We start from the raw sequence: 21,873 nt of genomic DNA on the forward strand, positions 1-21,873 counted from the left end.
GGTGCTGGGCCGGCTCCGACGTCAGCGGGGGAGTGCGGCGAGCACCTCGGCGGCCCGCGCGGCGTCCTCCGCGGACACGTCCAGGTGGGTGACGAGGCGCACCGTCGTCCGCCCGAGCCGCATCACCCGGACGCCAGCGGCCTCGGCGGCGGCGACGAACGTGTCGGGGTCGGACACCTGCGCGAAGACGATGTTCGTGTCCACCGACTCCGGGTCGACGTCGAGCGCCGCTGCGAGCACCCGGGCGTTCGCGTGGTCCTCGGCCAGGCGGTCGACGTGCTCGTGCAGGGCGTACCGTGCGCCGGCGGCGAGGATGCCCGTCTGCCGCATGCCCCCGCCGTAGCGCTTCCGCCAGATCCGCGCGGCCGCGATCCGGTCGGCCGATCCGACGAGCACGGACCCGACGGGCGCACCGAGGCCCTTCGACATGCACACGGACACCGTGTCGAACCCGCTCGCCAGGTCGGGGAACGGGGTGCCCGACGCCACGTGGGCGTTCCACAACCGGGCACCGTCCAGGTGCAGGCCGATGCCGTGCTCGCGGGCGAACTCCTGCACGGCGCGGACCTCGGCCACGGGCTGCACGGTGCCGCCGCCGAAGTTGTGCGTGTTCTCGACCGCGATCGCCGTCGTCGACACCGAGTAGGCGCCGGCGTTCGGCTCCGCGATCGCGCGCACCGCGTCGGCCACCAGGCGGCCGCGGTCGGACGCCCACGTCCGTGTGGTGATGCCGGAGAACACGGCCGCCGCGCCGAGCTCGGCGCGGACGACGTGGGCCTGCACGTCGGCGAGCAGTTCCTCGCCGGGGCCGACGAGCAGGCGGAGCCCGAGCTGGTTCGCCATCGAGCCGGACGGGGTGAAGAGCCCGGCTTCGTGACCGAGGAGCGCGGCGACCTCCTGCTCGAGCGCGGTGGTCTCGGGGTCCTCGCCGAACACGTCGTCACCGACCTCGGCGTCCACCATGGCGCGGCGCATCGCCGGGGTCGGACGGGTCACGGTGTCGGAGCGCAGGTCGATCACCGGACAACGGTACCCCCGGCGACGCACCCCGGTCGTCCGGCCCGGCTACGGTGTGCGACATGCAGCCTCCCGCTCCCGGAACACTCCGCATCCTGCACCTGTCGGACACGCACGTGACCGGGGACGGCGCGCTGCACCAGGGCACCGTCGACACCACGGCGGCGCTGGGCGCCCTGCTCGACCACCTGGACGGCCTCGACGGCGTGGGGCTGGTCGTCGTCTCCGGCGACGTGTCCGAGGACGGGTCGCCGGAGTCGTACGCGACGGTCCGCGACCTGGTCGGCGGCTGGGCCGAGCGGCACGGCGCGGCGTTCGTGACGGTCCCCGGCAACCACGACCAGCGCGACGGCTTCCGACGGGTGCTGTTCGACGGGCACGTCCTCGGCGAGGGCGGGAGACCGCTCATGCACACGATGGAGCACCACGACCCCGCGGTCCCGGTCCGAGGGCGGTCCGTCGTCGCGGGCCGGCGGATCGTCACCGTCGACACGAGCGTCCCGGGCGCCGGGTACGGCGAGCTGTCCGCGACCGCGACCGAGCACCTGCGGGCCGCCCTCGCCGAGCCGGCAGCGCACGGGTCGGTCGTCGTCCTGCACCACCCGCCACTGACCGCACCGACGTCGCTGCACGACGCGCTGAAGCTCCGCAACCCCGGTGACCTCGCCGCGGTGCTGCGGGGGACCGACGTCCGGGTCGTGCTCGCCGGCCACTACCACCACCACTTCGCCGGCTCGACCGGCGGCGTCCCCGTCCTCGTCGCGCCCGGGGTCGCGAACGACGCCGACGTCACCGGTCGGTACGACGAGGAGACCGCCCTCGTCGGCACCGGCGCCCTCGTCGTCGACCTCGCCGAGGACGGTTCGCTCTGGTCGACGCCGGTCCGCGTGCCGCGTCCGGACGCCGACCAGCGGGCGCTGCACCTCGACGCCGACACCGCTGCCCGCATCGCGGCGGCCTTCGGTCCGTCCTGACCGGCGTCCTCCCCCGGTCGCCGGACCGGACGGGAGGCGCGCTCCGGGCCGCCCCGGGCCTCCCGTCCGACCCGTCCCTGCGAGTACCCCTCATCCCCGCGCACCGACCGGGGTGCGGCGAGTAGGACGGACGCACGACGTCCCGAGGAGGATGACATGCGAACCGGTAGCGCAGTCCAGTACGAGCGGTACGGCGAATTCGACGTGGTCGAGGTCGTGCCGCAGGAACGCCCCACGCCCGGCCCCGGCGAGGTCCTCGTCGAGGTGATCGCGGCGGGCCTCAACCACATCGAGCGGTTCCTCCGCGAGGGCAAGCTCCAGGACCACGTCCACGTCGACTTCCCGGCACGGCAGGGAGTCGACCTCGCCGGCATCGTGCGCGCGCGCGGCGACGGGGTGAAGGACCTCCGCGTGGGCGACGAGGTCATGGGGCACGCGCCCGAGGGCGGCTCGCACGCCACCTGGGTGGTCGTGCCCCGCGACGCCGTCGTCATCAAGCCGACCCACGTCGGGTGGGAGGTCGCCGGCGGGCTGTACCTGGCGGGCTGCACCGCCGTCGACGTCGTCCGGAAGCTCCGACTCGGACCCGACGACACCGTCGTCATCAGCGCGGCCGCCGGCGGCGTCGGTCACATCCAGTGCCAGCTCGCCCGCGACGCCGGTGCGACGGTCATCGGACTCGGCAGCCCGCGCAACCACGACTACCTCCGCCAGATCGGCATCCTGCCCGTCGCCTACGGGGACGGTGAGGAGGCCCGGATCACCGAGATCGCGAAGGGCCGGCCCGTCACCGCCTTCATCGACAACCACGGCGACGAGTCCGCGCGCGAGCTCGCCGTCCGGCTCGGCGTGGACGAGAAGCGCTTCGTGTCGTCGGACGACCGGCGGGACGCCGAACTCCGGTTCCTCCGGGCCCCGGCGTCCGACCCGGAGGCGCGCGAGCTCATCACGTACCTCGTGAAGGCCGTCGAGGACCGCCGTGTGCAGGTCCTCATCTCCGGGTTCTACCCGTTCGAGTACATCGTCGAGGCGTACGAGGACCTGGCGGAGATGCACTCCCGCGGCAAGGTCGTCGTGGGCATGCAGCCCGTCGAGACCGGGGCCCGGCAGGACTGGTACCGGTCCGAGAAGGCGCGTGACCTCCGCGACGTGTACGCGCACGAGAAGGCCGAGGGCACGCTCGAGAGCGGTTCCCCGGCGTCCCGCGGCGCCGACTGACGGCGGCGGCGCAGCGCTGGCGCCCGGCCGGACCTAGCTGAGGACGTCCTTGCTGGCGAACCGGCCGTACGCCAGCGCGCCGAAGACGACCAGGTACCCGAGCTGCAGGACCGCGTTGCTGCCGAACGAGTCGAACGAGATCGGGTCCCGCAGCAGGTCGCCGAACCCGAGCCAGAGGTGCGAGAACAGGAACGGGTGCAGCCAGTCGAGCTGCGGGAGCTGGTCGAGCACCTGCGATGCCCCGGCCAGCACGACCGTCGCGGCCATCGCCCCGACCGGGACGTTGGTCAGCGTCGACGCGAACAGACCGATCGCCACCAGGCCGAGCATCGACAGCGTCACGTAGAGCGCGAGCAGGACCGCACGGCCCGCGTACGACCAGCCGTCGACCTGCGTACCGGAGAGCAGCGTCACCGGACCGACCGGGAACAGCGCCGCACCGATCGCCGCCCCGACGAGGACGACGAGCAGGGTGGCGGCGAGACAGAACGCGACCGCGCCGATCGTCTTCACGACGATGAACCGCACCCGCCCGGTCGGGGCGACGAGCAGGTAGCGCAGCGTGCCGTGGCTGGCCTCGCCGGCGACGGTGTCGCCGGCGACCACCCCGACCGTGAGGGGCAGGAAGAGCGGGATCGACACCGTCAGCGCCGTGAAGGACACGAACAGGCCGTTGTTCGTGATGTCGCCGAGGAACGCCGGGCCACCGTCGTCGCCGTCGGTGGTGAGCCGGACCGCGACGGCGATGAGGATCGGCACGAGGGCGAGTGCCCCGAGCATCGCCCAGGTCCGACGCCGACGGAAGACGAGCGCGAGTTCGGACCCGAGCAGGGCGAACGTGCGGGTCCGCCGCGCAGCGCCCGGAGCGGACCGGGCACCAGCGGGTCGTGTCGTCGTGTCCACGGTGTCACCCTGCGACATCGAATCCCTCTCCGGTGAGTGCGACGAACAGGTCCTCGAGGGTGCCGCCGCCGACCGCGATGCCGCGCACCCGGACCTCGGCGCGGACGAGTTCGGCGGTGATCGTCTCCGGCTCGACGTCGGTGGTGAGGTCGGCGACCAGGACGTCGGACCCGCCCTCCCGCCGGGGCGCGAGTCCGAGGCGGGAGAGGACGACACCGGCCTGCCCGATGTCGGGGGTCCGGACCGTGACGGTCCGGGCGCCGCGGGCTCGCAGCTCGTCGAGCGGGCCCTGCGCGACGATCGAGCCGGTGCGCATCACGGCCGCGTGCGTGCAGACCTGCTCGATCTCGGCCAGCAGGTGACTCGACACGAACACCGTCGTGCCGTCGTCCGCCAAGGACCGGATGAGGTGGCGGACCTCCCGGGTCCCCTGCGGGTCCAGGCCGTTCGTCGGCTCGTCGAGCACGAGGAGGTCGCGCGGGGACAGCAGCGCGTTCGCCAAGCCCAGGCGCTGCTTCATCCCGAGCGAGTACGCGTGCGCCTTCTTGTCGGCGGCGTGGCTCAACCCGACCCGGTCGAGTGCGCTCGCGACCCGCTCCCGCCGCGTCCGCGGGTCGGAGGTCGGATCGGCGGCGTCGAAGCGGGACAGGTTCGCCCGGCCGGACAGGTAGGGGTAGAAGGCCGGACCCTCGACCAGGGCGCCGACCCGGGGGAGCACCGAGTGCAGCCCGCGCGGCATCGGTTCGCCGAGCACCTCGATCCTCCCGCTCGTGGCGGTCGACAGCCCCAGGAGCATCCGGATCGTGGTGGTCTTGCCGCTGCCGTTCGGCCCGAGGAACCCGAACACCGAGCCGCGGGGCACCGCGAGGTCGATGCCGTCCACGGCCCGCTGCTTCCGGAAGACCTTGCGGAGGCCGACCGTCCGGATGGCGAGCCCGGCTGCGGTGTCCGTGGTGTCCCGGGGTGCGGCCGCGGTGTCCGTCCCCGTCGTCACTTCGCGGCGGCGACCAGCGTCGCGACCGGCACCGCGCCCGCGAGGACACGGCCGTCGTCGGCCAGGTACACCGAGACGAGCGAGGTCTGCAGGGCGCGACCGCCGTCGACCGCCGTCGTGAGCTGGTCGAGGAGCCCGGACGCCTCCGACCCGAGACCGGTGCTGTCGGCGGTGCCGGCGGGCAGGGCCACCACCGTGTCCCACCCGCTGCCGGTGACCGTGGCGCCGTGGTCGGCCACACCGTGCCCGGAGCCGTTCCCGTGCGTACCCGGATCGGCGTCGGAGAGGTCCTTCGTGGTCACGTCCGCACCGCTCGGCGGCGTGAACGCGAACAGCCGTGCCGCCGGCGCGCCGTACGACAGGCTCGTGAAGCCGACCTGGAACGCGGGGTCGTCCTTCCCCGCGGCGGTGACCGACGCGCGCAGCGGCAGCCCCGTCTGCTGGTCGACGGCGAGCTGCACCGTGCCGACGAGGGTGTCGGAGGACTTCGGGGTGAGCGTGAGGAGCCAGGCGTCGTGACCGGCGACCGAGGTCGCCACCGGCTTCGAGACCTCCGTGGTCGGGGTGATGGCGTCGATCGCGCGCTCGGCCACGTCACCCGGTGTGGTGGTGCCGTACCCGGGCGTCTCCGCGGAGCGGCTCGGGAGCGTGACCTTCGTCGCGGCGCGCTCCTCGGAGTCCCACGTCCACACGGTGCTGCCGTTGCGGATGACGTCCCGCTCGGCGAGCTGTTCGGTGACCTGCACCCGCTGCTTCGTCGCTCCGTCGACGTAGACGCGGGCGGTGTGCGGAGCGGTGAGCAGACCGAGTGCGTCCGAGGCGTCCCCCTCGAGCGAGGAGCCGCCGGAGCCGGTGGGCAGTTCCGGGAGCCCGAGGTCGCTCGTCTGCGCCAGCTTGCCCGAGTACTGCGCGTCCGAGGAGCCGGCGATGCTCGCGATGACCGCGGCGGCGGTCGGGTGCTCCCCGGCGACGGGAGGAGCGGCGGCGTTCGCCAGCGCGGGAGCGGCGACGGCCCCGGCGACGACGACGGGCGCGATCAGTGCCGGCAGCCAGACGGACTTCTTCATGGGGGTTCCCCTCGGTCGAGCATCGGACCCGCGGTGGTGCATCGGAGTCGGGTGCACGGTACGTCCGACAACCGACAGAACGCTGTGCTCCGGCCAGGTCCGGCGGCCGGAGCACAGCGTTCACCGGGTCATCCGGCGGACTGCTCGTACGACCGGATCGCGTCGACCTTCCCGGCGCTCGCCGATGCCGGGTCGAAGGTGTACCCGAGCCACTCGCGCACCAGGCGGCGGGCGAGCTCGGTGCCGATCACCCGCTGCCCGAGGCAGAGGACCTGCGCGTCGTTCGACAGCACCGACCGCTCGACGCTGAACGGGTCGTGCGCGGTCACCGCCCGGATGCCGGGGACCTTGTTCGCGCTGATCGCCACCCCGAGTCCGGTGCCGCAGACGAGCAGCGCCCGGTCGGCGGACCCGGCGGCGACGAGCCGCGCGGCCTCGACGGCGACGTGGGGGTAGGCCGTGTGGCCGTCGGCGTCGACACCCACGTCGACGACGTCCACGACACGGGGATCGGCCATGAGGTCGGCGCGCAGCACCTCCTTGAGCGTGAAACCGGCGTCGTCCGACCCGATCGCGATGCGGAACGTCATGCGTGCACTCCTCCGGTGGTGGTGGTGGTGATGGTGGTGTTCGTGGTGTCACGTCGGGCGGTGAGGACCTCGCCGACCCGGGTGAGGACCATGCCCATCGAGACGGCTCCGGCGTCCGGGGTGCCGACGCTCTTCGCGGCGAGCGGCCGGGCTCGTCCCACACGTGGCGACAGCGCCGCGGTGGCGGTCGCCTCGAGCTGGGCGACCTCGGCGGCAGCGGTCCAGGCCTCCGGCAGCGGCACGCCGGAGCGCACCGCCGCGTCGAGGGCGTCGACGAACGGCAGCAGGGCGTCGAGCAGGGTTTTGTCGCCACGCCGCGCCCGTCCGAGCTGGACGACCGCGTCGGCGAAGGCCCGGGCCGCGTCGACCACGAGCGACGCGGTGACCTCGTCGACGTCGTCGCCGATCGCGGCGCCGAACGCCTCGAGGGCTGCGCCCCAGAGCACGCCCGAGGTCCCGCCGGCCTCTGCCGCCCAGGCCTCGCCGGCGCGTCCGAGCAGGAACGCGACGCCGGCGGTCGCGTCCGTGCCGTCGACCGCCCGCCGGGCCGCACCGATGCCCTTCACCATCCCGCGTCCGTGGTCGCCGTCCCCGGCGACGGCGTCGATGCGGCCGAGTTCGTGCTCCTGCTCGCGGAGCAGCCGTTCCGTCGCCGCGACGACCACGCGCACGGTGTCGGCGGCCTGCCGGGAGGCCCGGCTCGCGTCCGGCACGACCGTCGCGTCCGCAGCGCACTCGGTCCCGACGGCCGCGGGGACGAGTGTGGCGACGGGCGCTGCCACCTTGCGGTAGGCGGGCGCGTAGGCGTCGGCACACCAGAGTCGCTCGAGGTCGTCGTCGAGCCACTGCAGGGTGAGCGAGCACCCGCCCATGTCCAGGCTCGTCACGAGTTCGCCGACCTCGGGCTCGACGACCGCGAGACCGGCCTGCTCGAGGAGCGGCGCGATCCGTCCCCAGAGCACGAACAGCTCCTCGTACTTGGTGTCGCCGAGGCCGTTGAGGACCGGGGCGACCCGGCCACCGGCGGGGGCGTCGGCCGGACGCTCGGCGAGCAACCGGTCCACGAGCAGGTGCGCGAGCTGGCGGGCCGGCACGAGCGGGACGTCGCGGATGCCCGGCTCCCCGTGGATCCCGAGGCCGAGGCCCAGGTGACCGTCCGGCACCGTGAACAGCGGCTCGTCGGCTCCGGGCAGCGTGCAGCCCGAGAAGGCGACGCCGATCGTCCGCGTTCGGTCGTTCGCGTGCCGGCCGACCCGTTCGACCTCGTCCAGCGAGGCCCCGGCGGCCGCCGCGGCGCCCATGGCCTTGACGACCGCGAAGTCGCCCGCGATGCCCCGTCGTCGGTCGACCTCGTCCGCCGAGGCGACGTCGTCGGTGACCACCACGATCCGCGTGTCGACACCGGCAGCGCGGAGTCGTTCGGCGGCGATCCCGAAGTTCATCGTGTCGCCGGCGTAGTTCCCGAAGCACAGGACGACGCCGCGGCCCTGGTCGGCGGCCCTGGCCACGGAGTACACCTGGGCGGCGGACGGTGACGTGAATACGTTCCCGACGACCGCGCCGGTCGCGAGCCCGGGGCCGACCAGACCGCTGAAGGCGGGGTAGTGGCCGGAGCCGCCTCCGACGACGACGGCGACCTGCGGGTCGGTGTCGGCGGTCGGCAGCGTCACGACGCCGCCGGTCACACCGCGGACGCGGTCGGCGTACAGGGCGAGCCAACCGGCGAGTTGGTCCTCGGCGAACTCGTCGGGGTCGTCGCAGATTGTGGTCATGTGCGGTCCTCCTCGGGGGACGGGTGGGTGGGAAGGGACGGGGACATCGGTCAGTGGGCCTCGTCGTGCTGCGGGACGTGGAGTCGGCCGACCATGAGGAAGGCGCAGGCGTAGAGCCCCACGAACGTCCAGGTGACGGCGGCACCGCCCCCGCCGAGCGCGAGGACGACGGCCACCACACCGGTGCCGAGGAACGCGGCACCGCCGGCCGCGGTCGTGTACATCGCCATGGCCGCACCCCGGTGCTGCGGTTCGAGCGCCGGCATGATCGCGCCCATCGGGACGAACCCCGCGAGCGAGCACCCGAAGACGCACCCGGCGACGACGGCGGCGACGTACCCCCAGTCGGAGCCGGCGGGGACGAGTTGCGGGACGTACCACCAGGCCAGCAGCCCGACCGCGGACCCGACGACGCCGAACCAGCGGACCGTGCGGACCCATCCGATGCGGTCGCCGACCCAGCCGAACAGGGCGTTCACGAGGATGCTCGTCGCGTACACGCACACGGTCATGAGGAGCCAGCGCTGTTGCCCCCAGCCGCGCTCGTCGGCGATGACGGCCGGCAGGACGACGAACATGCCGAACTCCGGTGCGGTGTTGACGAGTCGGACGAGGAACCCCATGAGCACGCGCGGCCGTGTCGCGGTCAGGCGGATCCCGCTCGTGACGACCCGCAAGGGGCTCTCGCCGGCGGGGGCGATCCGCTGCGTGCCGCTCGGCAGCCGGACACCGAAGCGCGCGAGCGCCCACCCGGCGACGACGAGGGCGATCGAGGCGGTCATCGCTCCGGTCTCGCCGACGACCCCGCCGCCGAGGGCCGGGATGGTCCCGAGGGCGAACAACGAGCCGAGCGTGGGCAGGCCGCCGGTGAAGGCGACGTAGAACCACCCGACCGCCGCACCACGGCGTTCGACGGGTGCGGTGACGTTCACCCAGACCAGGAACGCGAACGCGGCGAGCGGGTGCCCGAGTCCGCGGAGTGTGTAGGCCACCGCGGTGAGCGGGACGCTGCCGAGGTGGAGGGCACCGAGGAACAGGACCTCGAACACGACCCAGACGACGACGCCGACGGTCATCACGGGGCGTGGGCCGACCAGGTCGGCGAGCGCGCCGGACAGGTAGCTGCCGATGAGGGTCGCGAGGCTCGCACCGGTGACGATCGTCGCGACCGTGGCCGGAGGGCTGCCGAGCACGGCGACCATGTGCGGGGTGACGAAGTTCGACTCGACGCCGACCCCGGTCATCATCACCAGGACGCCGAGGAAGCCGAGGGCGATGGGGCGGGGGATCCCGAGTCGGTCGAGGCGGCCGGGGGCGGGAGCGGTGCGCAGGAGTGGGGGCGTCGTCGTCGACATGGGCTCTCTCGATCGCAGTGGTATCTGACATCGAGTATGTTACCCGTCATGTCCGCGTTCCAGAACCACCACCCGTCCACCGGTCCCGCGTCGGCCCCGGCAGCGCTGCCGGACGACGACGACCTCGCCGCGCTGCTGCGGCCCGGTCCGGCCCACCTCGACCACACGAACCCGTTCACCGGCCGCGTCGCGGTCGTCACCGGTGGCGCGTCCGGCATCGGCAACGCGGTCGCACGCGCCCTCGCCGGCCGCGGTGCACGGGTCGCCGTCATCGACGTCCGCGCCGACGCGTCGGCCTCGGCTGCGTCCGAGCTGCCCGGGGACGGGCACCTCGGTATCGGGTGCGACGTCACGGACCAGGCCTCGGTGGACACGGCCGTCGCCGAGGTCCTCGCCGGCGCCGGGCACGTCGAGGTCCTGGTGAACTGCGCGGGCATCGTCGCCCTGGCCCCCGCCGAGGACCTCGGGCCCGACGCCTGGGCGCGGACGCTCGACGTGAACCTCACCGGCACGCACCGCGTGACGCAGGCGGTCGGACGGCACATGCTCGCCGCGGGGTACGGACGGGTCGTGACCATCGCGTCCCAGGCTGCACACGTCGGGATCGACGGGCACGCCGCCTACTGCGCGTCGAAGGCCGGTCTGCTCGGGCTGACCCGCGTGCTCGCCCTCGAGTGGGGGCGCCGCGGCGTCACCGTCAACACGGTGTCGCCGACGGTCGTGCTCACCGCCCTGGGTCGGTCCGCGTGGGCGAACGAGGCGGGCCTGCGCCACCAGGACGAGATCCCGACCGGACGGTTCGCGACGCCCGACGAGGTCGCGGCGGCGGTGCTCTTCCTCGCCGGCGGGTCGGCCGCGATGGTGAACGGCGCCGACCTCCGCGTCGACGGTGGCTTCACCATCCGGTAGGACGGGCGGCGCTACGATCGCGGTGTCGTCCCGGCACCCGGCCGACGGCACCACCCCGGGAGGCCCGCGCTCGATGTCCGGAACGAGTCCGTCCGACCCCGCACCCGCCAGCGGTCCGCCGACGGAGGGCGGTGTCCCCGCCGGCGACGGTCCCCGCTCCCGGTTCCCGCTCGACACGGTGTACCAGGCGGCCCGGATGTACTACCTCGAGGACGCGACGCAGAACGAGATCGCCGCCCGCCTGGGCGTCTCCCGCCCGACCGTCAGCCGCCTGGTGTCCGAGGCCCGCCGCGCCGGGCTCGTCCGGATCGAGGTCGTCGACCCGTTCCAGGACGAGACCGCCGTCCTGGCCGAGCGGTTGCGGGTCGTGCTCGGTCTGCAGGCCGTGTACCTCGCGGCCGTGACGCACACGGCGACCCTCGGCGTCGACCTCGCCGAGCCCGTCGCCGCAGCGGTCGAGGCCATGCACCTCGCCCCGGGGGACGCGGTCCTGGTGTCCTCCGGCAGCACGGTGCACGCCATCGCGCACGGCGTCGTGCCCCCGATGCCGGGCGTGCAGCTCGTCCCGACCGTCGGTGGTCAGGCCGACCCGAACCAGTGGTTCCAGACGAACGAGATCACCCGGGCGGCCGCCGAGCGGTCGGGGGCGATCCCGACCTTCCTGTTCGCGCAGGCGCTCCCGTCGGAGGCGCTGCGGGCCTCCCTGGACGAGGACCCGGCCTTCCAACACGTCGTCGGTCTCTGGGAGCGTGCGACGGGCGCGATCCTCGGCATCGGTGCGCCGGTCGCGACCCGCGACGCGATGGCCAGGGGCCTGCCCGTGGACCACGCGGTCTTCGACCGGGCGACCGGGGACGTGTGCCTGAACTTCACCGGCCCCGACGGCGAGGCGATCGAGTTCCCCGGCAGCGAGCGGATGGTCCGGACCTCGCGGGAGGTCCTGGCCGCGGTGCCGCACGCGGTCGGCGTGGCCGTCGGTGCCGTGAAGGTGCCGAGCATCATCAGCGCCGTGCGTGGCCGGCTCGTCAACGAGCTGGTCACCGACGCGGCGACGGCGCGGGCACTGCTCGACGCGCTCGCCTGACGCCCGGCCGCGAGGCCCGGACAGGTCAGCGCGACCGGCGGACGTCCCACAGGTGGTGCACCGGGTCGTGCGCGTAGTAGACGGCGAGCGTCGCGACCGTGAAGACGCTGCCGTCCGAGCGGCGCCCGGTCCGGGCGAGCTGGTGGTCGGGCACCCCGCCGAAGGCCGACACGGCGCGGTCGGCGGCGGCGACGAGCTCCCGGGCGACGGTCGCCGGGTCCTGTTCGGCGTAGCGGTCCGCGACGGCGGTGGCGTCCTGGTCCCAGTTCGGGAACAGCGGGTCGTCCTCGGCGAGCATCAGCTCGAGGCGCTCCGTCATCTTCCGGTGCACGTCACGGACGTGGGCGCCGTACTCGAGCGGTGACCACGTCGACTCGTCCGGGCGCTCCCGCACATCCGGGCGGCGGAGCTGCTCTGGCCAGCCGTCCGTGTTCGCGTCGATGACCGCGGGCACGTCCCGGAACGTCACCGCGCTGCCGTCGAAGCCGCAGTCCGGGCACGCCGCCTCGATGACCCAGGTCCAGTTCTTCGTGTCCGGTTCGATCGCCACGGCCAGACGGTAGCAGTCCCGGTCGGCTCGGTGGCGGGTCGGTCGCGGGGACGATGTCGTCAGTCGCGGTCGAGGACGGGCCACACCGGGAAGGGGTCGGCCCAGGCGCGCCACAGGTCCGGCCCGGCGAGCAGCTCGTCCGGGGTGATGAGCGCTCCGTCGAGCGCCCGCGTGAGCCGGACCGCGTCCAGGTCCTCGCCGACGAACCAGAGCGACTGGCCGATCGGGGCGTCCTCGTCCCAGGACGGGTTCGCGGTCGGGTCGAGCGCGAGCATCGCCCCGACGCTCGACCAGGAGCCGACGTGGTCGGGCCGGGACGCCAGCCGGAAGAACCCGCGGGAGCGCAAGACCCGTCCGTCCGGGCCGGCCGCGAGGTCGTGCTCCACGACGTCGGCGAGTCGGGACGGGTGGAAGGGCAGCGGGTCCCGGTAGCACACGGCGGTGAGCCCGTCTGCGGACCGCCGGTGGGCGTCGTCGGCCCCGGTCGACAGGGCCCGCATCCACCCGGCGCTCCCGGCGAGCATGCGGGCCGCGCCGCCGTTCGACGTCGGGAGGTCGTCGGCGCTGCGGACCCGCTCGTCGGCGAGGACCACGGCGGACGGCGCGCAGCGGTGCACGAGGGCGACGAGGGCGCGACGCCGTGCCGTGGGCAGGCGGTCGGTGCGGTCGAGCACGATGACGGTCGCGTACTCGACCAGGGCCGCGAGGCGCTCGCCGGCGACGAACGCGTCGTCGACGCCGGACCAGAACAGGTGCTCGACCTCGTCGGCGCGGAGGACGGACACCACGTGCCGGAGCACCCGGTCGTCGCCCGTCTCGGCCCGGGCCGCGTTCGCGAGCATCATGCCCACGGCCCGAGCGTCACCGCCGACGGGCAGGGTGACGACGAGCGCGTGCCGGGCCCCGGGCCCGCAGACGTCGGCGAGGCGCCCGGCCCGGTCCGCGACGGCCCGCGCCGCGGCCATCGCGCTGCCGGCGGCGTGCAGCCGGTGCCCGTCGGACAGTCGTGCGGCGATGCGTGCGGCGTCGACGTCGTGGAGGGCGGAGACGAGGGTGATCGGGACTGCGGCCATGTGCAGTACGGTACATGAAAACCGTTCTCATCAAGGAGGTCCACGTGAAGGTCCGCACCTCGCTCAAGGCGCTCAAGAAGATCCCCGGCTCGCAGGTCGTGCGGCGGCGCGGGCGCGTGTACGTCATCAACAAGAAGGACCCGCGCTGGAACACCCGTCAGGGCTAGTGGGGGAGCCGCTCCGTAGGGTGAGGGGATGCGACTCCTGCTCGTCCGACACGGACAGACCCCCGCGAACGTGACCGGCCTGCTCGACGCGGAGGTGCCCGGACCCGGCCTGACCGAGCTCGGACAGGAGCAGGCCGACGCGCTCCCCGCCGCGCTGGGGGACCGGGGCATCGAGCGCCTGTTCACCTCGACGATGGTCCGGACGCAGATCACCGCGGCCCCGCTCGCGCGTGCGCTCGACCTCGCACCCGTGGTGCTGCCGGGCCTCCGGGAGATCGAGGCCGGCGACCTGCAGGGCAGACGGGACACGGTCGCCGTCCAGAGCTACCTCGCGGCCGTGTACGCCTGGGCCGCCGGCGACCGCGACGAGCACCTGCCCGGCGCGGAGGACGGCCACGCGTTCTTCGCGCGGTACGACGACGCCGTGCGGCAGATCGAGGAGACCGGGGCGGACGTCGTCGCGGCGTTCAGCCACGGTGCCGCGATCCGGATCTGGGCCGCGGTCACGGCGCAGAACGTGCCGGACGACCTCGGGCGGAACCGGCACCTCGAGAACACCGGCGTCGTGGAGCTCGAGGGCTCGACCGCCGACGGGTGGCGCCTCGTGGACTGGGCGGGCGAGCCCGTCGGCGGCGACGACCTCGCCGACCTGGCCGCGCAGGACCCGACCGGCGAGCGGTTCTGACGGCACCGACGGCGCGACGCCGCCGGGCCGGCAGAACGCCGCTCCGACGGCGGAACGCCGCGGCATCCGGCGGCGTCTCGGCGCATCGGGGCGTCTCGCACCGGGCAGGTGGCGGGGGAGACGAACGGGAGGCACGGTGCCAGCTGGCACCGTGCCTCCCGTCCGTCGTGCGTCGCGTGGACTACGCGAGCTGCGACGCGGACGTCAGCGGCACGATGACGCGGTGCGACTCACGCAGCACGTCGAGCGTGCGCTGGACCTCGTCGGCGCGCTCCTCGGCCGTCCAGTCGAGGGTCTCGGCCATGACGTCGGCGAGCTCGTCGAGCAGGTCGATCGTGACGCCACCGACGAACGCGAGGTTCGTGCGGCGGAGGACGACGTCGACCAGGTGCACGGCCTGCTCGTGCTCGGCGAAGTACCGGACCTCGGCGCGGGTCAGCGTACCGTCCGACTCGAGCGGCTCGACCGGACCGGTGACCAGCGCGTCGACGACCTCGGCGGCACGGGTGCCGTAGCGGTCGAGCAGGCGGTCGACGGTCTCGGACGCGAGGCCGTCACGGTGCGACTTGATCCACAGGGCACGCTGGCCGTCGGTGGTCGGGAAGTCCTTGCCACCACCGATCGGCATGCCGGTCGTGTCGACCGTGCGGGCGACGCCGAGCTTCTTCGTGACGTCGGTCGACAGGTGCGCGGCCAGGGCCCGGAAGGTCGTCCACTTGCCGCCCACGAGCGACAGCACGGTCGTGTCCGGCAGGCCGGCGATCGGGGTGTCGACGATCCGGTAGTCGCGGGACACGAACCCGGGGGCGGTGTCCTCGTGGCGGGGGAGCGGTCGGATGCCCGAGTAGCTGTAGACGATGTGGTCGCGCGTGACCTCGATCTGCGGGAACACGTGCTTCACGAGCCCGAAGAAGTAGTCGATCTCCTCGTCGGTCGTGACGACCGGCTGCGACGGGTCGGCGTCGATGTCGGTCGTGCCGATGAGGACCCGGCCCTTGAGCGGGTAGATGAGGACGATGCGGCCGTCGTTGTTCTCGAAGAACAGTTCGCGGCCCTTCGTCGCCTCGAGCAGCTCGGGGTTGTCGACGACGATGTGGGAGCCCTTCGTGCCGCCCATGTACTTCGTGCCACCACCGAACGCCTCGTTCGTCAGGTCCGTCCAGGGACCGGACGCGTTCACGACGACGTCCGCGGTGAACACGAACTCCTCGCCGGTCTCGCGGTCACGGAGCAGGACGCCGCCGTCACGGCTGCCGACGGCCTCGACGTAGTTCGTCGCACGGGCGGTCGCGTCCGAGCCGGTGCCGGTGCTCGCGGCGAGCCCGTCCTTCAGGACGTCGAGCGCCAGGCGCTCCGGCTCGTGCACCGAGGCGTCGTAGTACGTGCCCGTGTACTTGAGGTCGCGGTTGAGGGCCGGCATGTCCTCGAGCGCCGCCTTCTTCGTGCGGAAGACGTGCTTCGGGACCGAACCGCCGTCGCGCGAGAAGGAGTCGTAGATCGTCATGCCGATCTTGATGAGCATCGCGCCACGCTCCTTCGTGGAGCGCTGCTTGTGCGTGAGCATGCGCAGCGGGGCGTTCATGATGCCGGAGAACGTCGAGAAGACCGGCATGGTCGTCTGCAGCGGCTTGACGTAGTGCGGGGCGATGCGGATGAGGCCGTTGCGCTCCTGCACGCTCTCGCGCACCAGACGGAACTCGCCGTTCTCGAGGTAGCGGATGCCGCCGTGGATCATGTGGCTCGACGCGGCGGATGCGCCCGAGCCGTAGTCGCTGCGTTCGACGAGGGCGACGTCGACGCCCTGCAGTGCGAGGTCGCGGAAGGTGGCGATGCCGTTGATCCCGCCACCGACGATGAGGACCTGTGCATTCGGGCGTCCGGTGAGGGCGGTGACCGTGTTCCTGGGCTGCGTCTTCTTCGACATGGTCGTTCGCATCGCTTTCTGGGGTCGATTCCGTTGGTACTCCATCGATCGTGCGCTCGTCGGAACGTGTGGGCAACCTCGGTGCACGGACGTGCAGAACGCTTGTCGCGCCTCCCGTCCGGGTCGGCGGACGGCGGACGGGAGGGCCGGACGGGGTTGCAGAGCGCGTGCACGTCCGTGCATGCTCGGACCCATGAGCGACGCCGCCCAGCCCGTGCGCACCCAGCAGGCCCTGCGGGCCGCGCACCTCTACTACCTGCAGGACCTCACGATGGACGCCATCGCCGACGAGCTCGGCACGTCCCGGTCGTCGGTGTCCCGCCTGCTCAAGTACGCCCGTGACACCGGGCTCGTCGACATCCAGATCCGCTCACCGCTCGACCAGGCGGCCGCGCTGAGCCGGAGCATCCGGGCGCGCTTCGGCGTGCACGCACACGTCGTGCCGGTCCCGGACCACACGAGCGACGTGGACCGGTTGGAGCGGGTGGCCCTGTCCGCCGCCCGGATCCTGACGCAGTACATCGAGTCGAACATGGTCATCGGCATCTCGTGGGGCTCGACGGTCAGCGCCGTGAGTCGCTACCTCGTGCCGAAGACCACGCACGGGTCGACCGTCGTGCAGGTGAACGGCGCCGCGAACACCCGCACGACGGGCATCGTCTACGCGTCGGAGATCCTCCGGCGGTTCGGCGAGGCCTACGGCGCACTCGTGCAGCAGTTCCCCGTGCCGGCGTTCTTCGACGACCCCGCCACGAAGGCCGCGCTGTTCCGCGAGCGCTCGATCCGACGCGTGCTCGACCTGCACGAGCGGATGGACCTGGTCGTGTTCGGGGTCGGCGCTCCGCAGGCCCCGGTGCCGTCGCACGTGTACTCCGGCGGGTACCTCGACCCGGCGGACCAGGACGAGTTGCGACAGGCCGGGGTCGTCGGCGACGTGTCCACCGTGTTCTACCGCGCGGACGGGTCGTGGAAGGACATCGGGGTGAACGCCCGCGCCGGCGCGCCCGACCTCGACACGGTCAAGCGGGCACCGCGTCGGATCTGCGTCGTCGCCGGGCGGGGGAAGGCCGCGTCGCTGCGTGGCGCCCTGGCCGCGGGGCTCGTGACGGACCTCATCCTCGACGAGAGCGTCGGGCAGGCGATCCTGCAGAACTGACCGGACGGGACGCGCGTGGCCCCGGCTCTGGGGGAGGCCCGTCGGGTCGGATGTCGGAGGTGTCGCGTACGGTCGGAGCATGGTGCTCACTCCCGATGCCGGTCCCGCTCCGTCCGCTCCGCCCGTCGGCGTCGAGCGTGCCGACACCCGGTCGTACCGGCGGTTGGCAGGCACGGACATCGACCAGGCGATGGCGTTCTTCACCTCCGACTACGACCTCAAGGCCCCCGCGATCCGGCGGACGCACGCCGACACAGCGTGGGACTTCGCCGGTGTCACCGATGAACGGATGTCCCTGCGGACCTCCCGCTTCGGCGTCGACCTGCGCAGTCAGAGCCAGTCCGACGACTTCATCGTCGCGTGGCTCCGCAGCGGGAGCAGCACCATCACGTTCAACGGCCGCTCCGTGGACCTCGAGCCCGGTGTCCCGGTCATCCTGCCGTCGGAGCCGTACGACCTGCACCACCGCGACATCGGCCTCAACTTCGTGCACCTCGACCGCCCGTTCGTCACGAGCCTGGTCGGCGACGACACGTTCTCGTTCGAACCCCTCGAACGGCCGACCGCCGACGGCATGGCGGTCTGGCGCGACACGGTCCGCCGGCTCTCGTCGACGTGGCTGCAGGTGGACACCCCGTTGACCGCCACCGTCCGCCGTGACGTCGCCGAGACCTTCGCGGACGCGGCGCTCCGGGCGTTCCCACGCCGCAGCACCTGGCGTGCCGCCGTGACCGGGTCCGGGCCGGAGCACCAGCGGCTGCGACGCGCGCTCGACTACGTGCAGGCGCACGCCCGGGAGCCGATCGGCACGCCGGAGATCGCCGCGGCGGCGGGGCTCAGCCCGCGCGGGTTGCAGCAGTCGCTCCGCCGTCACCTGGACCAGACGCCCGGTGAGCTGCTGCGCTCGGTCCGGCTCGACGGCGCCCTCCACGAGTTGCGACGGGCGGAGCGGGACGAGACCTCGGTCGCGGACATCGCCCGCGGGTGGGGCTTCGGCCACCTCGGTCGGTTCTCGGCCGCGTACCGGTCCCGGTTCGGCGAGCTGCCGAGCGACACGTTGCGGACCAGGTCGCGCCGCTGAGGGCAGACCCGGTCGCCGACGGCTGGCTCGTCGCCGTCAGCCGAGGTGCTGCGTCGGTCCGGGGGAGCGACCAGATCGTTCGGTGGGAGCGCTCCCATCCTGCGTGATGCCGAACTGAGCGGAACGGAACACCCGGTGAGCGGGTGATCCTTCGGTGCGCGAGCACTCGCGGCGAACGTGCGGCTGGATGGGCGGTGTCCGAGCACCTGCCCACGAAGGAGTCCGTCATGCGCATCGGCGTCCCCACCGAGATCAAGAACAACGAGTTCCGCGTCGCCGCGACCCCGGCTGGCGTCGCCGAGCTGACGATGCACGGGCACGAGGTGCTCGTGCAGTCCGGCGCCGGGACCGGGTCGGCGTTCTCCGACGACGAGTACACCGCAGCTGGTGCCGTGATCGTGTCGGATGCTGGGTCGGCCTGGGACGCCGAGATGGTGCTCAAGGTGAAGGAGCCCGTGGCTGCCGAGTACCCGCTCCTGCGCGCGGGACAGGTCCTCTTCACGTACCTGCACCTCGCCGCCGACCGCCCGCTGACCGCGGCGCTGGTCGAGTCGGGCGCCACCGCGATCGCGTACGAGACCGTGCAGCTCCCCGACCGTTCGCTGCCGCTCCTGTCGCCGATGTCGGAGATCGCCGGGCGGCTGTCCGCCCAGGTCGGCGCCCACCACCTCATGCGTGCGAACGGCGGCCGCGGGCTCCTGCTCGGGGGTGTCCCCGGCACGCCGAAGGGGCGGGTCGTGGTGATCGGCGGTGGTGTCGCGGGCGAGCACGCCGCGACGATCGCGGTCGGGATGGGTGCCGAGGTGACGGTCTTCGACATCAGCCTGCCGCGCCTCCGAGCCCTCGACGCGCGGTTCGACGGCCGGGTGACGACCCTCCGGTCGAGCCCGCTCGCGATCGCGCACGCCGTCGCCGAGGCGGACCTGGTGATCGGGTCCGTCCTCATCCCCGGGGCGTCGGCTCCGAAGCTCGTCACGGACGCGATGGTCGCCGACATGCGCGCCGGGTCCGTCCTCGTCGACATCGCGATCGACCAGGGCGGGTGCTTCGAGGGGTCGCGGCCGACCACCCACGACGACCCGACGTTCGCCGTGCACGACGCCGTCTACTACTGCGTGGCGAACATGCCGGGCGCGGTCCCGCGGACGAGCACCATCGCGCTGACGAACGCGACGCTCCCGTACGCCGTGGCGATCGCGGACCAGGGGTGGGAGCGGGCGCTGGAGTCCGACCCGGCACTCGCCTCCGGGCTCAACGTGCACGACGGCCGCGTGACGAACGAGGCCGTCGCCGCCGCGCACGGCATGGCGGTCGCGCGGCGCTGAACCCGACCCGCCCCGGCCCGACCCGCCCCGGCCCGACCCGGCCGGTCATGGACGCGGAACCGACAGATCGATGCGGAAGGTCCGCGTCGATCTGTCGGTTCCGCGCAGCAGTCCGGCGCTGCGCCAGCGCGCTCAGGCGGTGCGGGGCGCGGCCGACCCTGCGGTCCAGCCTGCACGGGCCCGCGCGACGACCGTCACCACGAGCACCGCGGCGACGGCGACCAGCGCGGTGAGGGCGGTGGGCACCGAGACGAGCGGCCCGTCGAGCCGCGCGACCGCGACCCACGCGAGCCCCCAGCCGAGCGACAGGGCCGGGGCGATGCGACCACGGCCGGTCACCCCGACGAGGACGCCGACGAGGCCGGCGACCGCTGCGACCGCCACACCCCACACGTCCTGGCCGAGGCCGAAGCCCCGGAACCCCGCAGCCGTCAGGACCGCGGCCGTGTTGGCCGCCGTCGCCACGCAGACCCATCCGAGGTACAGCCCGAACGTGCCGTCCGTGACGACCGCCTCGACACGGCCGGACGGCCTGGTGCGCCGGAGCACCACGAACGCCCACGCCAGGACGCCGAGCAGGGCGACGATGATCGGCTCGCTCAGCCAGAGGAAGCCGAACTGCACGGACAGGATCCACGCCGCGTTGAGGAGCAGGGACAGGGTCGCGGGCACGGCGAGGCGGTCGTGCCGGGCCTGGTCGTCCCGACGCGGGAGGAACTGCCACACGGCGAAGGCGACGAGCCCGACGTAGATGACGCTCCAGATGCCGAACGCGGGCCCACCGGGGGCGATCGCCGCGGACGATGCCGAGAGCGCGCCGTCGGCCGCCTCGGCGATCGGGGTGCCGCCCGCGGCCCCGGACCCGATGAACGAACCCACCACGGCGACCACCGTGCTCACGGCGATCATGACCTTCCGCATCCAGCGCATCGTGCTCCCCTTCGTCAGCATGCTGATGACCAGGACGCTACGCCGCCCCGTCCGCGATCACGCAGCCGCTGCCCAGGGTGCGTACGGTGGTGCCGTGACCGTCGAGCTGAACACCGTGTACGTGGACCGGATCGCCCCGACGACGAGTCCCTCGCTCGACGAGAGCTTCACGATGATCGCGGAGCACGGTGCCTCGGCCTGCATCGTGCTCGACCGGCCGGACGCCGAGGAGCTCGGTGACGTCGCGGTCGCCCTCGGCCTGCACGAGCTCGCGGTGGAGGACTCCGCCGAAGGGCACCAGCGACCGAAGCTCGAACGGTACGGCTCGACGCTCTTCGCGGTGCTCAAGCCCGCGGTGTACCGGGACGCGGCCGAGGAGGTCGAGTTCGGCGAGGTCCACGCCTTCGTCGGCGAGGACTTCTTCCTCGCGGTGGTGCAGGCAGACCCGCGGGGCGGACGAGCGGTCCCGCGCGCCCTGCAGCGGATGAGCGGCAAGCCCGGGCTCGTCACCGCAGGGCCCCAGGCGCAGCTCTGGGCCCTGATGGACTCGATCGTCGACGACTACCGGCCGGTCATCGACGGGCTCGAGGAGGACATCAACCAGATCGAGGGGCAGCTCTTCTCGGGCGAGGCCGGCGTCTCCCGCCGCGTCTACGAGCTCTTCGGCGAGGTCGTCGACTTCCAGCGTGCCGCCCGCCCGCTCATCCGGATGATCGAGGACCTGCACCGCGGCGCCGAGAAGTACCACCTGCCCGTCGAGCTCCAGCGCCGGTTCCGGGACGTCCTGGACCACGTCATCCGGGTCGTGGAGCGGCTGGACACCTTCCGGCAGCTCCTGCAGAACGCGCTGACGGTCGACTCGACCCTGGCGGCGCAGAAGCAGAACGACGACACGAAGCGGATCTCCGGCTGGGCGGCGATCCTGTTCGCCCCGACGCTCATCGCCGCGGTCTACGGGATGAACTTCGAGCACATGCCGGAGCTGTCCTGGACGTGGGGGTACCCGCTGTCGATCGTGCTGATGGTCCTGTTCGCCGCGGTCCTCTACGCGGTGTTCAAGGTCAAGCGCTGGTTCTGAGGCCACCCGCCCGAACACACG

General features: G+C 73.2%; 21 protein-coding genes. 10 read left to right on the forward strand and 11 right to left on the reverse strand.

What is annotated here, in order from left to right; translation table 11 throughout:
* Window positions 1-21: 21 nt before the first annotated feature.
* Complete coding sequence (locus DEJ16_RS10075; protein ID WP_110824759.1) at window positions 22-1,020, reverse strand: low specificity L-threonine aldolase; 999 nt, start codon at window positions 1,018-1,020, stop codon at window positions 22-24.
* Window positions 1,021-1,079: 59 nt separating this feature from the next.
* Between DEJ16_RS10075 and DEJ16_RS10080 the strand changes: the two genes are divergently transcribed.
* Window positions 1,080-1,991 carry a metallophosphoesterase gene (locus DEJ16_RS10080; RefSeq protein ID WP_110824758.1) on the forward strand — a complete coding sequence of 304 codons (912 nt, stop codon included), beginning with the start codon at window positions 1,080-1,082 and terminating at the stop codon, window positions 1,989-1,991.
* A gap of 156 nt (window positions 1,992-2,147) precedes the next feature.
* A complete protein-coding gene (locus DEJ16_RS10085) occupies window positions 2,148-3,209 on the forward strand; it encodes an NADP-dependent oxidoreductase (protein WP_110824757.1) in 1,062 nt (353 codons plus the stop codon).
* 33 nt (window positions 3,210-3,242) lie between these two features.
* On the opposite strand, the gene DEJ16_RS10090 is transcribed toward DEJ16_RS10085, so the two are convergent.
* The 6 genes from DEJ16_RS10090 to DEJ16_RS10115 all read right to left on the reverse strand — a co-directional run bounded on the left by DEJ16_RS10090 (window position 3,243) and on the right by DEJ16_RS10115 (window position 9,890).
* Complete coding sequence (locus tag DEJ16_RS10090) at window positions 3,243-4,130, reverse strand: ABC transporter permease (RefSeq protein ID WP_110824756.1); 888 nt, start codon at window positions 4,128-4,130, stop codon at window positions 3,243-3,245.
* Entirely contained in the window at window positions 4,117-5,106 is a 990-nt protein-coding gene (locus DEJ16_RS10095) for an ABC transporter ATP-binding protein (RefSeq protein WP_110824755.1), read from the reverse strand. Before DEJ16_RS10095 ends, DEJ16_RS10090 begins: the two co-directional genes overlap by 14 nt.
* Window positions 5,103-6,173 carry a DUF2092 domain-containing protein gene (locus tag DEJ16_RS10100; protein WP_110824754.1) on the reverse strand — a complete coding sequence of 357 codons (1,071 nt, stop codon included), beginning with the start codon at window positions 6,171-6,173 and terminating at the stop codon, window positions 5,103-5,105. The genes DEJ16_RS10095 and DEJ16_RS10100 overlap by 4 nt, the downstream gene beginning before the upstream one ends.
* A 128-nt stretch (window positions 6,174-6,301) precedes the next feature.
* Entirely contained in the window at window positions 6,302-6,763 is a 462-nt protein-coding gene (locus DEJ16_RS10105) for a ribose-5-phosphate isomerase (RefSeq protein WP_110824753.1), read from the reverse strand.
* Complete coding sequence (locus DEJ16_RS10110) at window positions 6,760-8,535, reverse strand: dihydroxyacetone kinase family protein (protein ID WP_110824752.1); 1,776 nt, start codon at window positions 8,533-8,535, stop codon at window positions 6,760-6,762. Before DEJ16_RS10110 ends, DEJ16_RS10105 begins: the two co-directional genes overlap by 4 nt.
* 50 nt (window positions 8,536-8,585) lie before the next feature.
* Window positions 8,586-9,890: an RbtT/DalT/CsbX family MFS transporter gene (locus tag DEJ16_RS10115; protein WP_110824751.1), complete on the reverse strand. Its 1,305-nt coding sequence runs from the start codon at window positions 9,888-9,890 to the stop codon at window positions 8,586-8,588.
* Between the two features lie 48 nt (window positions 9,891-9,938).
* Between DEJ16_RS10115 and DEJ16_RS10120 the strand changes: the two genes are divergently transcribed.
* Together DEJ16_RS10120 and DEJ16_RS10125 are read left to right on the forward strand one after the other, a co-directional pair.
* A complete protein-coding gene (locus tag DEJ16_RS10120; protein ID WP_110824750.1) occupies window positions 9,939-10,799 on the forward strand; it encodes a GolD/DthD family dehydrogenase in 861 nt (286 codons plus the stop codon).
* A gap of 73 nt (window positions 10,800-10,872) precedes the next feature.
* Window positions 10,873-11,883 (forward strand): sugar-binding transcriptional regulator, encoded by a 1,011-nt coding sequence (locus tag DEJ16_RS10125; RefSeq protein ID WP_110824856.1) that lies wholly within the window; start codon window positions 10,873-10,875, stop codon window positions 11,881-11,883.
* A 25-nt stretch (window positions 11,884-11,908) separates the two neighbouring features.
* Here the strand turns inward: DEJ16_RS10125 and DEJ16_RS10130 are convergent, their stop codons facing one another.
* Both DEJ16_RS10130 and DEJ16_RS10135 read right to left on the reverse strand, forming a co-directional pair.
* A complete protein-coding gene (locus tag DEJ16_RS10130) occupies window positions 11,909-12,433 on the reverse strand; it encodes a DinB family protein (RefSeq protein WP_110824749.1) in 525 nt (174 codons plus the stop codon).
* A 59-nt stretch (window positions 12,434-12,492) separates the two neighbouring features.
* Window positions 12,493-13,506, reverse strand: coding sequence for a GTP-binding protein (locus tag DEJ16_RS10135; protein ID WP_110824748.1), 1,014 nt, complete (start codon window positions 13,504-13,506; stop codon window positions 12,493-12,495).
* A gap of 44 nt (window positions 13,507-13,550) precedes the next feature.
* Here DEJ16_RS10135 and ykgO point away from each other — a divergent pair, with 44 nt between their 5' ends.
* Window positions 13,551-13,673: a type B 50S ribosomal protein L36 gene (gene ykgO / locus DEJ16_RS10140; RefSeq protein ID WP_110824747.1), complete on the forward strand. Its 123-nt coding sequence runs from the start codon at window positions 13,551-13,553 to the stop codon at window positions 13,671-13,673.
* 28 nt (window positions 13,674-13,701) lie between these two features.
* Window positions 13,702-14,358, forward strand: a complete 657-nt coding sequence (locus DEJ16_RS10145) for a histidine phosphatase family protein (RefSeq protein ID WP_110824746.1) — start codon at window positions 13,702-13,704, stop codon at window positions 14,356-14,358.
* A gap of 181 nt (window positions 14,359-14,539) precedes the next feature.
* Here the strand turns inward: DEJ16_RS10145 and DEJ16_RS10150 are convergent, their stop codons facing one another.
* Window positions 14,540-16,282 carry a glycerol-3-phosphate dehydrogenase/oxidase gene (locus DEJ16_RS10150; protein ID WP_181419554.1) on the reverse strand — a complete coding sequence of 581 codons (1,743 nt, stop codon included), beginning with the start codon at window positions 16,280-16,282 and terminating at the stop codon, window positions 14,540-14,542.
* 193 nt (window positions 16,283-16,475) lie between these two features.
* Here DEJ16_RS10150 and DEJ16_RS10155 point away from each other — a divergent pair, with 193 nt between their 5' ends.
* The 3 genes from DEJ16_RS10155 to ald all read left to right on the forward strand — a co-directional run bounded on the left by DEJ16_RS10155 (window position 16,476) and on the right by ald (window position 19,844).
* Window positions 16,476-17,438, forward strand: coding sequence for a sugar-binding transcriptional regulator (locus tag DEJ16_RS10155; protein ID WP_110824855.1), 963 nt, complete (start codon window positions 16,476-16,478; stop codon window positions 17,436-17,438).
* Window positions 17,439-17,517: 79 nt separating this feature from the next.
* The gene (locus DEJ16_RS16050) at window positions 17,518-18,519 is read left to right on the forward strand and encodes an AraC family transcriptional regulator (protein WP_110824744.1); all 1,002 of its coding nucleotides are present in this window, start codon (window positions 17,518-17,520) and stop codon (window positions 18,517-18,519) included.
* Window positions 18,520-18,746: 227 nt separating this feature from the next.
* Window positions 18,747-19,844 (forward strand): alanine dehydrogenase, encoded by a 1,098-nt coding sequence (gene ald / locus DEJ16_RS10165; RefSeq protein ID WP_110824854.1) that lies wholly within the window; start codon window positions 18,747-18,749, stop codon window positions 19,842-19,844.
* 132 nt (window positions 19,845-19,976) lie between these two features.
* On the opposite strand, the gene DEJ16_RS10170 is transcribed toward ald, so the two are convergent.
* A complete protein-coding gene (locus tag DEJ16_RS10170) occupies window positions 19,977-20,795 on the reverse strand; it encodes a tryptophan-rich sensory protein (protein WP_220032688.1) in 819 nt (272 codons plus the stop codon).
* Between the two features lie 73 nt (window positions 20,796-20,868).
* Here DEJ16_RS10170 and DEJ16_RS10175 point away from each other — a divergent pair, with 73 nt between their 5' ends.
* The gene (locus tag DEJ16_RS10175) at window positions 20,869-21,852 is read left to right on the forward strand and encodes a magnesium and cobalt transport protein CorA (RefSeq protein WP_258365918.1); all 984 of its coding nucleotides are present in this window, start codon (window positions 20,869-20,871) and stop codon (window positions 21,850-21,852) included.
* Window positions 21,853-21,873 lie beyond the last annotated feature (21 nt).

This window comes from Curtobacterium sp. MCJR17_055, assembly GCF_003224335.1.
Lineage (GTDB): Bacteria > Actinomycetota > Actinomycetes > Actinomycetales > Microbacteriaceae > Curtobacterium.